This window comes from Neorhizobium sp. 05N33, from assembly GCF_056397445.1.
The window spans coordinates 111425-127048 of sequence record NZ_JBFTNK010000006.1 but is presented as its reverse complement, the minus strand read 5'-3'; the positions used below and the strand labels follow the sequence as shown (position 1 = coordinate 127048).

The window sequence follows — 15624 nt, the reverse complement described above, 5'->3', positions numbered from 1 at the left end:
TTTGACGGCTGCGACCAGAAGGCTAAATGTCACTTCAAAGAAGAATCCCAGGGAAAACATGACAGCACGACGTTTCATCATCGCCGGACTGCTGGCTTCATTTCTCGGATGCGGATCGGCATCGGCGGCGATGATCGGCGTCGTGGCGCCACGCTCCGGTCCATACGCACCGCTCGGCACCCAGGTCTTCCAAGGCGCCCGCGCAGCAGCGGAAGCGGCCGGCGACACCGTTGTCGAGATCGATGAAAGCTGTGACGAGAACGGCGGCGCTGCCGCTGCCAGAAACCTCATCGACGCGAAAGTGTCTGCCGCAATCGGCTTTCTCTGCGTCGAAACGCTTTCCACCGCGCTGCCGCTGCTGAAGGCAGCCCAGATCCCGGCAATTACCATCTCTGTCCGCTCGAAGATCCTGATGGAAGACACGCTGCGCAATGGCTGGCCTTTCTTCCGCATGGCGCCGGCCGAAGGCGACGAGGCGGAGAAACTGTCGGAAACCATTCTCGGCATCTGGAAGGCGGAGCCGATCGCGCTGGTCGAGGACGGCACGATCTACGGCCGCGAGCTTGCGAGCGCCATCCGCCAGCGTCTCGAACCGATGGGCATCATGCCGATCTTCACCGACACCTTCCGGCCGGGCCAGGAGCAGCAGGTGGCGCTGGTGCGCCGTCTCGCCAAGGCGGGGGCAAGCCATGTGTTCGTCGGCGGCGACCGCAACGACATGGCGATCATTGCCCGCGACGGCGCTTCCGAGAACATTCCGCTCACACTGCTTGGCGGCGATAACTTGCGTGCAGCCAACCGTCCGGTGCCGCTGCGCGACGGCGTTTTAGCCGTTGCCCTTCCCGATTATGCCGCCCTGCCCTCCGCGGCGGCAGCCGTCGCGGCCCTGCGCGCAAAAAATATCGATGCGACCGGCTACATGTTGCCCGCTTATGCCGCGACCGAACTGGTTCACCAGGCGGCGACTGCGGCGGCAGGCCAGCCTCTGGCTCAAACGATCGGCAGCCGTTCCTTCAATACCGTGATCGGCCCGATTGCCTTCGATCGCGGCCATGAACTGAAGGACAATCCGTTCCGCCTGCTCGAATGGCGTGGATCGACGTTCACCCTGTCGCGTCCGGCGACCGAGTGACGTTGTTCCCGTGACATCGCGATGTTAGAGGGACAGCCGACAACCGGAGATTTTCGACCCATGACCCTGGCCGCGCCCCTGCCGATCCGCATCGCCCCGTCCATTCTCGCTGCCGATTTTTCGAAGCTCGGCCAGGAAGTTCGCGACGCCGTCGAAGCGGGAGCCGAATGGGTCCATCTCGACGTGATGGACGGGCATTTCGTGCCGAACATCTCGTTCGGACCCGATGTGATCAAGTCGCTGAGGCCGTATACGACCGCCTTCTTCGATTGCCACCTGATGATCTCACCCGCCGATCCTTACCTCGAAGCCTTTGCCAAGGCCGGATGCGACGGCATCACCGTACATGTCGAAGCGGGGCCACACCTGCACCGCTCGCTTCAGACGATCCGCTCGCTCGGCAAGAAGGTCGGCGTCACGCTCAACCCGGCAACACCGCTCTCAGCGATCGAGAACGTTCTCGACGACATCGACCTGATCCTGATCATGAGCGTCAATCCCGGCTTCGGGGGCCAGAAGTTCATCCCCGCGATGGTCGACAAGATTCGCGATGCCAGGACAATGATCGGCGGCCGGCCGATCGAGCTCGAAGTCGACGGCGGCATTACCGCCGAGACGATCGGCGCAGCAACCGCTGCGGGCGCCAATGTCTTTGTTGCAGGATCTGCGGTTTACAAAGGCGATGGAATCGCGGCCTATCGTGAGAATATCGCGCGGCTGAAAGCCGCGGCGGAGGACGGACGCAGATGATGTCAGGCTTGCGATCTTCGGTTCCGGCATTTGCGGCGATAATGTTCGCCGGTTCCACATCGGCTGCCGATATCGCAAGCGTACGCCCGATCGGCTTTTCTTCCGACGGCGCCGTTTTCGCCTTCGAGGAATACGGCATCCAGGACGGATCCGGTTTTCCCTATGCCAATATCTTCGCGCTCGACCTCAATAAGGATACCTATCTGCCGGGTACGCCGTTCCGGGTCCGGCTGGAAGAAGACGGGGCGACGATCGCCAAGGCCCGCTGGCAGGTCCACAATGACGCAGATGTGATGGTCGAAACTCATGAGCTCGCCAATCATCCGGGTGAACTCGTCGCCTTCAATCCGATCACCGAGATCGGCGCCGACCCGCATCAGCTCCGCTATCGCAGCGTGCCGGCCCTGCCTCCTGTCGGAGAAGCCAATACGCTTGTTCTCGAGGAGGTCCCTCAGCCTCTCGATCCGCAATGCGAGGGCATAGTCGAAAAGACGGTCTCGCTGCGCCTGCGCTTTACCGAACGGAACGGAAAACCGGTCGACGACATGGTCCACGAAGACCAGCGCATTCCCGCCTCACGCGGCTGCGTCACCGGGTACCGGCTCGCCGGCGTCGTCACCGGCTCATCGCTCGAAGGTGCTCCGGTCGAAGTCGCGTTGGTCATGGTCCTCAGCGCCGGTTTCGAGGGCCAGAACGGACGCTGGATCGCCGTTCCGGTCAAGACTGCGCCCTGATCTCGTTTGATCGGCCTCAAAAACTTGAGCTTCGCCGCGCTTCTTGCTACAGCGCAGCCGACACTCGTGAAGGAAACGACAAACCCATGATCTCCCGTTACTCGCGGCCCGAAATGGTGGCCATCTGGTCGCCCGAAACCAAGTTCCGCATCTGGTTCGAGATCGAGGCACATGGCTGCGATGCGCTTGCGGCGATCGGGGTGATCCCGAAATCGGCAGCGGAGACGATCTGGGAAAAGGGTGGCAGCGCCACATTCGATGTCGCGCGCATCGACGAGATCGAGGCCGTCACCAAGCATGACGTCATCGCCTTCCTGACCCATCTTGCCGAATTCGTCGGTCCGGATAGCCGCTTCATCCACCAGGGGATGACGTCTTCCGACGTGCTCGACACCTGCTTCAGCGTACAGCTGGTGCGCGCCACGGACCTGCTGCTTGCCGATATCGACAAGTTGCTCGAAGCGCTGAAGCGTCGCGCCTTCGAGCACAAGGACACGGTCACGATCGGCCGCAGCCACGGCATCCACGCGGAGCCGACGACGTTCGGGGTCAAGCTCGCCCAGGCCTATGCGGAATTCGACCGCAACAAGACGCGTCTGCTCGAAGCCCGCGACGAGATCGCCACCTGTGCGATTTCCGGCGCCGTCGGCACCTTTGCCAATATCGATCCGCGCGTCGAGGAACATGTCGCCGCCGCCATGGGCCTGAAGCCGGAACCGGTCTCGACCCAGGTCATTCCGCGCGACCGTCACGCCATGTATTTCGCGATATTAGGCGTCATCGCCTCATCGATCGAACGGCTGTCGATCGAAGTCCGCCACCTGCAGCGCACCGAAGTGCTCGAAGCGGAAGAGTTTTTCTCGCCGGGCCAGAAAGGCTCGTCGGCGATGCCGCACAAGCGCAATCCGGTGCTGACCGAAAACCTGACGGGCCTTGCCCGCATGGTACGCTCCTATGCCTTGCCGGCGATGGAGAATGTGGCGCTCTGGCACGAGCGTGACATTTCGCACTCTTCGGTCGAGCGCATGATCGGCCCGGACGCGACGGTGACGCTCGATTTCGCCCTAGCGCGCATGACCAGCGTGATCGACAAGCTGCTCGTCTACCCTGAGAACATGATGAAGAATATGAACAAGTTCCGCGGGCTTGTTCACTCGCAGCGGGTGCTGCTTGCCCTTACGCAAGCCGGCGTCTCTCGCGAAGACGCCTATCGTCTCGTACAGCGCAACGCGATGCGGGTCTGGGAAGAAGGCAAGGATTTTCTCGAGGAGCTGCTGGCGGACCAGGAGGTCCGCGCCGCACTGTCTGAAGCGGACCTGCGCGAGAAATTCGACCTCGGCTATCACACCAAGCATGTGGACACGATCTTCCGCCGGGTTTTCGGCGAGGCTTGATCTTGACCCTCGGCGAACACAGATAGGCGCCATGAAGGCATCCGAAGCAGATATATTGATCGTCCCCGGCTACACCAATTCCGGGCCACATCACTGGCAGACCCGTTGGGAGCAGAAGCTGACGACGGCCCGCCGGGTCGAGCAGGACCAATGGTCAAAGCCGGTGCGCGAGGACTGGATTGCACGGGTCGCCGAAGAGGTGAACTGCGCGACGCGGCCCGTCGTCATCATAGCCCATTCGCTCGGCATCCCGACCGTCATTCACGCCATTCCGCTGTTCACGAAACCGGTGGCCGGCGCCTTTTTCGTGGCCCCGCCGGAAGTGGACAATCCGTCCATCCGGCCCAGGCACCTGCAGACCTTCGGGCCCTACCCGCGCGATCCGCTCCCCTTCCCGTCGCTGACGATCGCGAGCCGCAACGATCCGTTCGGCTCCTATGAACACGCGGACGACATCGCGTCCGCCTGGGGTTCGATGCTCGTCGATGCCGGAGAAGCTGGCCATATCAACCAGGATTCCGGCCACGGCCCCTGGCCCGAAGGCACAATGGTTTTTGCCCAGTTCCTCAGCCGCCTGAAGCCATAAAAACATGGTGCAATGGGCGGCGCCCCATAATTTCAGGGTGTGTCAATTCGAACAGCATTTTTAAGCCGGACTTAATTGACACTTGCTAAGGTGCCCGCTCGTTTTGTAGCGCCAGGCTGTGCCGATGCCGTCAAATGTTCTCTCGCGCCTATTGGACTCCGGCCTAGGAGACGAGATCGGCGTTCTTGAGACGGTGTTCCAGGCAGCACCGTTTCCGATTGCCATCGTCGACCACGCCGCTACGCTGTTGTTTACGAATGGCACATTCAGACGCGAATGGATGGGCGACGGCCGTCAGCCGGCGGCTTTGTCAGCCATCCTGCATCCGGGTGACCAGGACAGTTTCCACCGGACGATCCGGGGCCTGTCTCTCGATTCTCCCGCGAAACGCCTGGAACTGCGCGTCCCGGATCCGAACGGTTCGCAGCGATGGGTGGTAGCCACCTTCGCGCCGCTCGGCAAAAACCTAAAAGGTCAGATCCTCTCTGCGGTCCACCTGACCGACATCACCGATCAGAGACGGCAGGTCGAAGAGCTTATCGAACGTGAAAGCCGTTGGGACAACGCGCTTGTCAGCTCCGTCTCGGGGGTCTGGGATCACAATTATGCGACCGGCCAGAAATATTACTCGCCGGTGTGGCGGCAGATTCGCGGAATGTCGCCGGAGGATCCACTGGCCGCCAGCACGAAGGAATGGCTGGAGCTCGTGCATCCGGACGACCACGACCATGTCATTCATGCCATCGAGCGGCAGAATGCCGGCGATCCGGCCTATGCCGTCTTCGATTATCGCGAACGCCACAAGCAAGGGCATTGGATCTGGATCGAATGCCGGGGTGCGTGCGTCGAATGGGACGCGAACGGCAAGGCGACCCGCGTCGTCGGCACGGACACGGATATCACCGCCCGCAAGGCCGCGGAGGAGACAACCGCACAGATGTCACGACGGCTCGACATGGCCCTCGAAATATCCGGCATCGGGGTCTACGAATCCGATTTCTCCACCGGCGAGGTCGAGTGGGATGAGCGGATGTTCCGTATCTATGGGCTGGCAAAAAGCGAGGAAGTGAAGATCGGCGGGCTCTGGGAGAGCTTCCTGCACCCGGATGACGCCGGACGCGTACAGGCAAACGTGCTTGCCAATATCGAGGAGGGCAAACGCTTTTCGGACGAATACCGCGTGATACTGCGGGACGGGTCCGAACGCGTGGTGCGCACCCGCACCATGTCTTTCGTCGATGGAAATGGTCACCAGAAAATGGTCGGGGCCAACTGGGACGTGACGGCCGACGTGGCGCTCCACCGCGAACTCGAACGGGCAAAGACCCTTGCCGAGGCGCGCAATCGCGAACTCGAAGCCGCCCGCAGCAGCATCGAGCACAATGCGATGCACGACTACCTGACCGACCTTCCGAACCGGCGTTACCTCGACGAGATGCTGGACCGCGTGGCGGCTGAATGCGCCCGCGACAGACACGGCATCGCAATCCTCCATATCGATCTCGACCGCTTCAAGCAGATCAACGACACACTCGGTCACAGCGCCGGCGACATGATGCTGAAGCATGCGGCGAAAGTCCTCAAAGGCACGATCCGCAAGGGCGATTTCGTCGCCCGTATCGGCGGCGACGAATTCGTCATCCTGTCGAAATTCGAAGGTTCGCCACGCAAGCTCTCGCATCTGGCCGACCGGATCATCAAGGAATTGCGCAAGCCGGTGTCCTATGAGGGGCACGACTGCCGTTTTGGCGCCAGCATCGGCATCGCCTGTCATACGGGAGTGGAGGTCGATGCGCGCCAACTCCTTCTGAACGCCGATATCGCGCTCTACCGGGCCAAGAATCGCGGCCGCAACCGGCATGAATTCTTCTCGGCCGATACCCAGAACGAGATCATCAGCACGAAGCGGATTTCAGACGAAATCCTTCTTGCTCTCGAGCGTGACGAGTTCATTCCGTATTATCAGCTGCAGTTCGATGCAGCGACGCTGGAGATTTCCGGCGTGGAAACGCTGGCGCGGTGGATGCACCCGGAGCGAGGCATGCTGTCTCCCGACAAGTTCCTCGATATGGCCGAGGAACTTGACGTCGTCTCGGTCATCGACGGAACCATACTCGATAAGGCGCTTGCCGATTTCCGCGATTGGCGCAGCAATGGCCTCTCGATCCCAAAACTCTCGGTCAACGTTTCATACCGGCGTCTGCACGACGCCTCGCTGTCACGCAAGCTCAAGAAGCTGAAGATCGAGCCCGGCACGGTATCTTTCGAACTCCTGGAATCGATCTTCCTTGACGATTGCGACGACGATATCCTGAAGAACCTGGCCCGGATCAAGAAGCTCGGCATCGATATCGAGATCGACGACTTCGGCACCGGCCATGCCTCGATCATCAGCCTGCTCCGGCTCAATCCGCGTGCGCTGAAGATCGATCGCGAGCTCGTCCGTCTCGTCTCGCAGTCGCAAAAGCAACGCAAGATGGTCGGATCCATCATCGAGATCGGCAAATCGCTGAATATCGAGGTTGTCGCGGAAGGCGTAGAGACCACGGAACAGATTCGTATCCTGCGCGATCTCGGCTGCGACGTCCTCCAAGGTTATGCGCTCGCAAGGCCGATGCCGCGCAGCAGTATTCCGGATTTCATACATTCGGGCCGCTGGCGCACCAGCGAAAGCATACAGCCCGACGGCCGCAAGCGACATCCCACGGACAACTGACCCCGTTTTATCCACGGGAAGAGAAAGCCGCGCCGACCGGACGCAGCTTCTTATCAGTCTGGTGAAATGAAGCTTACTGGTTCTCGATCTGATCGACCGCCTGAGCCAGAAGCTCCAGCATCTTGGAGCGGATATCCTGGTCCGAGATGGAAACGCCTGCGGCATCGAGATCACCACGCAGCTTGCGGAAGACGTCCTCGTCACCCGCTTCCTCGAAGTCGGCAACGACGACTTCCTTTGCGTAAGCGTCGGCATCTGTCTTGCCGAGCAGGCCGGCCGCCCAGAGACCAGCGAGCTTGTTGCGACGGGCAAGCGCCTTGAACTTCAATTCAAGATCCAGGGCAAACTTGTTTTCAAAGGCTTTTTCGCGATCGCTGAGGCCACTCATCTCGGGTCTCCCAAAGTGAACTTTTATGGGACCCCCTTAATCAAAAGAGGAGCGAAGCGCAATCGGCGGTTTGCCGATTCCGACACTGGCGGACGCGGAATCCCGATACGGAATTGACGAATGGCAATTACATCACAGGAAAGCTTCGGCAGGTTGTGCATCCAGGTCCATAGCTCGTCACCGGAAACGACGACACCGGAGGCGTCGAAATCATGACGCAATTGGATGGCTATGTTCTTACAGAGCTTTGCCGTCGAGGCGGAAAAACCTGATCCGAACCCGGCCGCCTGTGTCGGCAATGCAAGCCGAGGCCCCTTGACCCCGGCGACGAGATTTCGCGCGAAACCGCGAGCTGCGGTCATAGGCAAATTTGCCCCAAACGCCCTTGGCGCCATCACGACGAAGATGCACATCATGATCCCCTGTTTTCCCTGTTTATTGCTGCTCGTGGGATCCGGACATCCTAATTGCTAGAGCAAAACCTTTGAAAACCTGTGTAGTCTGGAGGTCAACGATTCTTGGTTACGCTTCGCCAACCCCTCGCCCACAAAGGTTTTGGAGGCCCGCATTGTGAAACCCGTTCTTTTCCGATAAGGGACCGCTCAAACATCATCCATTGCGTCCGGCAGGGCGCCAACAACGAGATAAAAATCATGAACCGTCGCCGCCGTATCTACGAAGGCAAGGCCAAGATCCTTTATGAAGGCCCTGAGCCCGGCACGCTGATCCAGTTCTTCAAGGACGACGCCACCGCCTTCAACAAGAAGAAGCACGACGTCATCGACGGCAAGGGCGTCCTCAACAACCGCATTTCGGAATACCTCTTCACCCATCTGAACAAGATCGGCATCCCAACGCATTTCATCCGCCGGCTGAACATGCGCGAACAGCTGATCAAGGAAGTGGAGATGATTCCGCTCGAGATCGTGGTCCGCAACGTCGCCGCCGGCTCGCTCTCGACCCGCCTCGGCATCGAGGAAGGCATGGTCCTGCCGCGTTCGATCATCGAGTTCTACTACAAGTCCGACGCGCTCGCCGATCCGATGGTTTCCGAAGAGCACATCACCGCTTTCGGCTGGGCGAACCCTGCCGAGCTCGACGACATCATGGCGCTTGCCATCCGCGTCAACGACTTCCTTTCCGGCCTTTTCCTCGGCGTCGGCATCCAGCTCGTCGATTTCAAGATCGAATGCGGCCGCCTGTTCGAAGGCGACATGATGCGCATCATTCTCGCTGATGAGATTTCGCCGGACAGCTGCCGTCTTTGGGACATCGAGACCAAGGAAAAGATGGACAAGGACCGTTTTCGGCAGGACCTTGGCGGTCTGGTTGAAGCCTACTCGGAAGTGGCGCGCCGTCTCGGCATCATCAATGAGAACGAACCCGTCCGCGGCACCGGACCGGTCCTCGTCAAGTAACTGGGGGTAGATCAGTGATCAAGGCACGCGTGACGATCACGCTCAAGAACGGCGTTCTCGATCCGCAGGGCAAGGCCATCGAAGGCGCGCTCGGCAGTCTGGGTTTTTCCGGCGTCGGACATGTGCGCCAAGGCAAGGTCTTCGACCTGGAGCTGGAGGGCGCCGACAAGGCAAAGGCCGAAGCGGACCTCAAAGCCATGTGCGACAAGCTGCTGGCAAACACTGTGATCGAGAACTATACTATCGCCCTCGACTGAAGGTTGCGGAGCGTGTGATGGCCGAGATCACGAATGAACTGATGTATGAGCTGCTGAAGCGCGTGCACGCCGATATTGCTGATCTGAAAGTCGACCAGCGCGAGCTTAAGGCCGAAATGAATGCGATGCGTGGTACCATGGTCTCCATGCATCAGGATATTCATAACATCTACATGACTTTGGAGAGGCACAGCCAGCGTCTCGACCGTATCGAAAACCGCCTCGAACTGCGCGAGCTCGCCGAGGCCCAGGCAAGGTTTGAACCGCACCCATGAAATCCGCCGTCGTTCAGCTTCCCGGTCTCAATCGCGATCGCGACATGATCGCTGCCCTCACCAAGATTTCCGGCAAGGCGCCGATAACCATCTGGCAGACGGAGACCGACATCCCGGATGATGTCGATCTCATCGTCATCCCGGGCGGCTTTTCCTACGGCGATTATCTGCGCTGCGGCGCGATCGCGGCCCGCATGCCGGTGATGCAGGCGATCAAGGACAAGGTGGACAAGGGCGTCAAGGTGCTCGGCGTCTGCAATGGGTTCCAGATCCTGGTCGAAGCTGGCATGCTGCCCGGCGCGCTGATGCGCAATTCCTCGCTGAAATTCGTCTGCAAGGAAGTGAAGCTCGAAGTGGTCAATGCCGACACGGATTTCACCCGAGCCTACGAAAAGGGCCAGGTGCTGCGTTGCCCGGTCGCCCATCACGACGGCAACTATTTCGTCGATGCGGAAACGTTATCGGGCATGGAAGATCGTGGCGAAATCGTCTTTCGTTATGCCGAGGGCACCAACCCGAACGGCTCGCTGAACGACATCGCCGGCGTCATGAACAGCCGCGGCAACGTGCTCGGCATGATGCCGCACCCGGAAAACCTGATCGAAGCCGCCCATGGCGGCAATGACGGGCGCGGGATTTTCGCCTCGGCGCTCGATGTCATCGCCGCGACCGCCTGAACCTTCATCTTATCCGGATCGATCCTAGAACGACCGAAACCACGTCAGGACGTTTTGATGCCGTTCTCCCATCGCCTGCCCGCCATCTCGTCTCTGGTGATCCTTGGGGTGGCGCTGTCCGCCTGTCAGTCGGGACGTCCCGCGGCAGTGACGGCCAACCGCGCCGCGCTTCCGACCATGGAACGCGTGGCGCTGGCCGCCAATAGCTGCTGGTTCAAGTCGGGCGACGCGGCTTTCAAGCCCTACCGCCTGGCACCGGAACTCAATTCCTTCTCCGGCCGGCCGCGCATTCTCGCCGTGCCGCGCAACAGCCCTGAGTCGCGTCCGATGCTGGTCGTCCAGGCGGAAGGCAACCCGGCCCGCCTCGACGCTTTCGGCCCGATGATCAATGGTCCCGATGGGGAGAGGATCAAGCGCGACGTCCTGCGCTGGGCCGGCGGCGCGACGGGCTGCTGATATTAACCATCTGTATTTACGCATTAATATGTAATCTGTTGCACGCCTGCACCGGCTTGTCCAAATCGTCACATTTTTTGGCCACAAGTGATAACACAGTGTGAACGGTGCTGGACGGCGTCAAACTGCCATTGTACCACTTCGATCTTGAAGAGTGGGCGAGTGCACCGAGTGTGGATCGCACCGGCCGCCGGTATGGCGGCGCTTATGAGGGCGGTGGAATGAACAAGGCATTTTTCGCATCTGCAATCGGAGCAATCATTCTGGCTTCGGGCATATCCTCCTCGGCATTTGCCCAGGAACGTCTGTTCGACGAAGTGCGGATCGGCGTCTCCGGTTCGATCCAGAGCGCGAGCACTTTTGAGAAGGGCGCCTTCCCGTCCGCCACCGTCTTCTTTGACCCCTTCGACCAGCGTCATGCCGCAAGCTTCATGGACCACATGCTGCGTCCGCGCGTCCATGTCGGCGCGATCGTGTCGACGGCAGGCGAAGCAAGCCAGGTATTTGCGGGCTTCACCTGGACTGCACCGATCACCGACCGCATCTTCGTCGATCTCGGCTTCGGCGGCGCCTTCAACAACGGCAATCTCGACAAGCCGAATGACGGTCCGAAGGTCGGCTGCCATGCGCTCTTCCACGAGTCGCTCGGCCTCGGTTACAACATCACCAACAACTGGCGTGTGCTGGCGACCGTCGAGCACTCATCGAATGCCAACCTCTGCGACTACAATGCCGGTCTTTCCTATGCAGGCATCGCGGTCGGCTACAAGTTCTGATCCAGATCGCGTATTTTCCAACTGAGGCGCCGGTTTTCCGGCGCTTTTTGTTTTCCGGCTCCTACGCCGTAACGCTGCACAGCCGTATTTTCCTGTCGCGCCGCTTTGCGACTTAGGCTAAAGAGCGCCAAGAGCTTGGCCCTTCAATCCAGAGAAGATCATGACCATTCCGAACAGTATCGCGATCACTCCCGAACTCGTCGCCTCGCATGGCCTCAAGCCCGACGAATATCAGCGGATTCTCGATCTGATCGGACGCGAACCGACGTTCACGGAACTCGGCATCTTCTCCGCCATGTGGAACGAGCACTGCTCCTATAAATCCTCCAAGAAATGGCTGCGCACGCTGCCGACCAAGGGACCGCGGGTCATCCAGGGTCCTGGCGAAAACGCCGGTGTGGTCGATATCGACGATGGCGATTGCGTGGTCTTCAAGATGGAGAGCCACAACCACCCGTCCTATATTGAGCCTTATCAGGGCGCGGCGACGGGCGTCGGCGGCATTCTTCGCGACGTCTTCACCATGGGCGCCCGCCCGATCGCGGCACTGAACGCCCTGCGCTTCGGGGCGCCCGATCATCCGAAAACCAAACATCTCGTGTCTGGCGTCGTTGCCGGCGTCGGCGGTTACGGCAACTCCTTCGGCGTGCCGACTGTCGGCGGCGAGGTTGAGTTCGATCCGCGCTACAACGGCAATATCCTGGTCAACGCGTTTGCGGCCGGGCTTGCCAAATCCAACGCCATCTTCTTGTCGGAGGCCAAGGGCGTCGGTCTGCCGGTCGTTTATCTCGGCGCCAAGACCGGCCGCGACGGTGTCGGCGGAGCCACGATGGCATCGGCCGAGTTCGACGAATCGATCGAGGAGAAACGCCCGACCGTCCAGGTCGGCGATCCCTTCACCGAAAAATGCCTGCTGGAAGCCTGCCTTGAACTGATGGCGACCGGCGCTGTCATCGCGATCCAGGACATGGGTGCCGCCGGCCTCACCTGCTCGGCGGTCGAAATGGGCGCCAAGGGCGATCTCGGCATCGAACTCGATCTCGACAAGGTGCCGGTGCGCGAAGACCGGATGACGGCCTACGAAATGATGCTGTCGGAAAGCCAGGAGCGCATGCTCATGGTGCTGCAGCCGGAAAAGGAAGACCAGGCCAAGGCGATCTTCGTCAAATGGGGCCTGGATTTCGCGATTGTCGGCAAGACCACCGACGACCTGCGCTTCCGTGTCCTGCATCAGGGCGAGGAAGTCGCCAACCTGCCGATCAAGGATCTTGGCGACCAGGCTCCGGAATACGATCGGCCGTGGGTCCAGTCGAATGTTCGTGCACCCCTGCCCGCCTCGCAGGTCGCGGCACCTGCGGATTATAACCAGGCGCTGCTGAAACTCGTCGGCTCGGCCAACCAGTCCAGCCGCCGCTGGGTCTGGGAACAGTATGATACGCTGATCCAGGGCAACTCGCTGCAGCGGCCGGGCGGCGATGCCGGCGTCGTGCGCGTCGAGAACCACCCGACCAAGGCGCTCGCCTTCTCCTCCGACGTCACTCCGCGTTATGTCGAGGCCGATCCGTTCGAGGGCGGCAAACAGGCGGTGGCCGAATGCTGGCGCAATATCGTCGCCACCGGCGCTGAGCCGCTCGCGGCCACCGACAACCTCAATTTCGGCAATCCGGAAAAACCTGAAATCATGGGCCAGCTCGTCGGCGCCATCAAGGGCATCGGCGAGGCCTGCAGGGCGCTGGATTTCCCGATCGTTTCCGGCAACGTCTCGCTCTACAACGAGACCAACGGCGTCGCGATCCTGCCGACCCCGACGATTGCAGGCGTCGGCCTGCTGCCCGACTGGCAGAAGATGGCGAAGATCGGTTCTGCCAACGACGGCGACAAGCTGATCATGATCGGAACCGACGGCACCCATCTCGGTTCTTCGGTCTACCTGCGCGACATTCTCGACACCAATGACGGCCCGCCGCCGGAAGTCGATCTGAAGGCCGAGCGCCGCAACGGCGATTTCGTCCGTTCGCTTATCCGCAACGGCCAGGTGACGGCCTGCCACGACATTTCCTCGGGCGGCCTGGTGATCGCGCTTGCGGAAATGGCGATGGCATCGGCCAAGGGTATGAAGGTCGGCCTCAAGGAACAGCGCGGCCCGGCGCATGCGCTGCTGTTCGGCGAAGACCAGGCCCGCTATGTGATCGCGGTGCCTGCCGATCTTGCCAATTTCGTGCAGGCCAGCGCCGAGAGCGCCGGCGTACCGTTCCGCCCGCTCGGTATCGTCGGAGGTGCAAGCCTGATCGTCGACGACCTCATCGACATTGTGGTCCCGCAGCTTACGGACGCCCACGAAAGCTGGTTCCCAGCCTTCATGGCCTGATCCAGTCCAGCCCGTTCCGATACCCAAGCCCGCGATTTCCAGGTCGCGGTTTGTTTGCACAGGTGAACAAATTTGAAGCGCGGGGGATTGATGGACTCGGGCTGTCCCGGTAAGCGTTGCGGCTTTCTGAATTAGGAAAGTAAGCGCAAAAAATGCTTATGCCGATTTTGACCTGGTTGAGGTCATCGGGCCCGACCTGGCACTACAAGCGCATCTGGCTCGATGCACTAATCATCACCCTTTGCCTGAACGTTCTGGCCTGGATGATTTTTTCGAAGATGGGAATGACCACCCACGACATCTTCGATGAAGACGGCCCCATCGAAGACATTCAGTCCGCTTCGCTTGCCGTCACCGCCTTTTTTGCCGTCATGGCGGCCTTGGGTACGCGGATATTGGCTCGCTTCGTCGCAATCACGACGGCCTGCATTTCCATCGTGTTCTTCATGCGCGAGATGCCAATATGCCGTGGAAGTATGACAATTTATTGTGTGTCGAAGACCTGGCTGCCGATTATTATCGGCGCGGCCGCTCTCATCCTGCTGATTGCGACGATCGTGTTCGAATATCGCCATAGAGGAGGCATTCTCCGGGCCATTCATCCACGCCTTTCCTGGCCGCTGGCCCTGATTGCCGCCGTTCTCGGCATCAGCCAGCTGGCCGAACATTTCGATATCGTCGTGATGGAGGAAAGCTTCGAGTCCTACGGCTTCATGATCCTGACCCTGAGTTCCATCTGGCTTTTTCGATTCTCCCGGGCCCAGCATCTTCCGCCGCTCAGAACCCGAGCCAAAGCCAGCCTCCACAAGGTGAAACACGTATTATTACACCATTGAGGCGGAGCCCTTCGATCCAGCTTTGACCGCAGAGCAGCTTTGAGGCAGTGTATCCTGACAAAAGGTTCTGCGGTTTTGAGTCCCGCGGAGAGAAAAGGGATGACATCATGGCTATGAGACCCGGTGAAATCGAAGACCTGATCAAGGCCGGCATTCCCGGTGCCAAGGTCACCATCCGGGATCTTGCCGGCGACGGCGACCACTATGCCGCGGAAGTGGTGGCGGAAGCTTTCCGGGGAAAAAGCCGGGTGCAGCAGCACCAGATGGTCTACGAGGCTCTGAAGGGCAATATGGGCGGCGTGCTGCATGCGCTGGCGTTACAGACCTCCGCTCCGGCGGAGTGAGGGATGTCAGTCCGGGCTAAGGTTCGAAGCCGGGGCTACGCGAAACAATAAGCACATTCCGACGGACTATTCCGCTGGAATTCCCGATGCTGGATTGCTATTTAAGGCAGATCACGCAGCGCAGCGGCCCTTGAAACCGCATGTGAAAGGATAGGACATGAGCGGAATTACCGATTTTATCGCCAACGAAGTGAAGACCAACGACGTCGTTCTCTTCATGAAGGGCACCCCGCAGTTCCCGCAATGTGGTTTCTCCGGTCAGGTCGTGCAGATCCTCGACTATCTCGGCCTGGACTATAAGGGCGTCAACGTGCTCGCCGATGCGGAGATCCGCCAGGGCATCAAGGACTATTCCAACTGGCCGACCATTCCGCAGCTTTACGTTAAGGGCGAGTTCGTCGGCGGTTGCGATATCGTCCGTGAGATGTTCCAATCGGGCGAATTGCAGACTCATCTGCAGGAACAGGGCATCGGCGTTCGCGGCGCTGCCTGAGATTTTCCGGACTGCTGTCCGGGA

At 60.2% G+C, this 15624-nt stretch carries 18 protein-coding genes; 16 read left to right on the top strand and 2 right to left on the bottom strand.

The features are described from left to right. Window positions 1–58 precede the first annotated feature (58 nt). From AC1DLT_RS17235 to AC1DLT_RS17210, 6 genes are all read left to right on the top strand, one after another. A complete protein-coding gene (locus tag AC1DLT_RS17235; RefSeq protein WP_477487529.1) occupies window positions 59–1132 on the top strand; it encodes a branched-chain amino acid ABC transporter substrate-binding protein in 1074 nt (357 codons plus the stop codon). Window positions 1133–1192: 60 nt separating this feature from the next. Next, on the top strand, window positions 1193–1882 hold the full coding sequence (gene rpe, locus AC1DLT_RS17230) for a ribulose-phosphate 3-epimerase (protein WP_038542892.1): 690 nt from the start codon (window positions 1193–1195) through the stop codon (window positions 1880–1882). Continuing rightward, window positions 1879–2616, top strand: coding sequence for a DUF2259 domain-containing protein (locus tag AC1DLT_RS17225; RefSeq protein WP_477487528.1), 738 nt, complete (start codon window positions 1879–1881; stop codon window positions 2614–2616). Before rpe ends, AC1DLT_RS17225 begins: the two co-directional genes overlap by 4 nt. Window positions 2617–2702: 86 nt before the next feature. Continuing rightward, window positions 2703–4010: an adenylosuccinate lyase gene (purB, locus tag AC1DLT_RS17220; protein ID WP_477487527.1), complete on the top strand. Its 1308-nt coding sequence runs from the start codon at window positions 2703–2705 to the stop codon at window positions 4008–4010. A 31-nt stretch (window positions 4011–4041) separates the two neighbouring features. Next, window positions 4042–4596 carry an RBBP9/YdeN family alpha/beta hydrolase gene (locus AC1DLT_RS17215; protein ID WP_038542882.1) on the top strand — a complete coding sequence of 185 codons (555 nt, stop codon included), beginning with the start codon at window positions 4042–4044 and terminating at the stop codon, window positions 4594–4596. A gap of 124 nt (window positions 4597–4720) precedes the next feature. Beyond that, window positions 4721–7312: a sensor domain-containing protein gene (locus AC1DLT_RS17210; protein WP_477487526.1), complete on the top strand. Its 2592-nt coding sequence runs from the start codon at window positions 4721–4723 to the stop codon at window positions 7310–7312. A gap of 73 nt (window positions 7313–7385) precedes the next feature. Here AC1DLT_RS17210 and AC1DLT_RS17205 read toward each other — a convergent pair whose 3' ends face one another. Together AC1DLT_RS17205 and AC1DLT_RS17200 are read right to left on the bottom strand one after the other, a co-directional pair. Then, entirely contained in the window at window positions 7386–7700 is a 315-nt protein-coding gene (locus AC1DLT_RS17205; RefSeq protein ID WP_477487525.1) for a DUF1476 domain-containing protein, read from the bottom strand. Between the two features lie 23 nt (window positions 7701–7723). Continuing rightward, window positions 7724–8116: a hypothetical protein gene (locus AC1DLT_RS17200; protein WP_477487524.1), complete on the bottom strand. Its 393-nt coding sequence runs from the start codon at window positions 8114–8116 to the stop codon at window positions 7724–7726. A gap of 237 nt (window positions 8117–8353) precedes the next feature. Here AC1DLT_RS17200 and purC point away from each other — a divergent pair, with 237 nt between their 5' ends. From purC to grxD, 10 genes are all read left to right on the top strand, one after another. Then, complete coding sequence (purC, locus tag AC1DLT_RS17195) at window positions 8354–9118, top strand: phosphoribosylaminoimidazolesuccinocarboxamide synthase (protein WP_477487523.1); 765 nt, start codon at window positions 8354–8356, stop codon at window positions 9116–9118. 14 nt (window positions 9119–9132) lie between these two features. Further along, window positions 9133–9375 (top strand): phosphoribosylformylglycinamidine synthase subunit PurS, encoded by a 243-nt coding sequence (gene purS / locus AC1DLT_RS17190; RefSeq protein ID WP_477487522.1) that lies wholly within the window; start codon window positions 9133–9135, stop codon window positions 9373–9375. Between the two features lie 17 nt (window positions 9376–9392). Beyond that, a complete protein-coding gene (locus AC1DLT_RS17185) occupies window positions 9393–9650 on the top strand; it encodes a hypothetical protein (protein WP_247037942.1) in 258 nt (85 codons plus the stop codon). Continuing rightward, on the top strand, window positions 9647–10327 hold the full coding sequence (purQ, locus tag AC1DLT_RS17180; RefSeq protein WP_477487521.1) for a phosphoribosylformylglycinamidine synthase subunit PurQ: 681 nt from the start codon (window positions 9647–9649) through the stop codon (window positions 10325–10327). Before AC1DLT_RS17185 ends, purQ begins: the two co-directional genes overlap by 4 nt. A 57-nt stretch (window positions 10328–10384) precedes the next feature. Beyond that, complete coding sequence (locus AC1DLT_RS17175) at window positions 10385–10783, top strand: hypothetical protein (RefSeq protein ID WP_477487520.1); 399 nt, start codon at window positions 10385–10387, stop codon at window positions 10781–10783. 221 nt (window positions 10784–11004) lie between these two features. Continuing rightward, on the top strand, window positions 11005–11559 hold the full coding sequence (locus AC1DLT_RS17170; RefSeq protein ID WP_477487519.1) for an acyloxyacyl hydrolase: 555 nt from the start codon (window positions 11005–11007) through the stop codon (window positions 11557–11559). A gap of 160 nt (window positions 11560–11719) precedes the next feature. Then, entirely contained in the window at window positions 11720–13927 is a 2208-nt protein-coding gene (purL, locus tag AC1DLT_RS17165; RefSeq protein ID WP_477487518.1) for a phosphoribosylformylglycinamidine synthase subunit PurL, read from the top strand. Between the two features lie 158 nt (window positions 13928–14085). After that, window positions 14086–14763 (top strand): hypothetical protein, encoded by a 678-nt coding sequence (locus AC1DLT_RS17160; protein WP_038542859.1) that lies wholly within the window; start codon window positions 14086–14088, stop codon window positions 14761–14763. A 107-nt stretch (window positions 14764–14870) separates the two neighbouring features. Beyond that, on the top strand, window positions 14871–15107 hold the full coding sequence (locus tag AC1DLT_RS17155) for a BolA family protein (RefSeq protein ID WP_007770085.1): 237 nt from the start codon (window positions 14871–14873) through the stop codon (window positions 15105–15107). A gap of 157 nt (window positions 15108–15264) precedes the next feature. After that, window positions 15265–15600, top strand: coding sequence for a Grx4 family monothiol glutaredoxin (grxD, locus tag AC1DLT_RS17150; protein ID WP_038542857.1), 336 nt, complete (start codon window positions 15265–15267; stop codon window positions 15598–15600). Window positions 15601–15624: the final 24 nt, after the last annotated feature.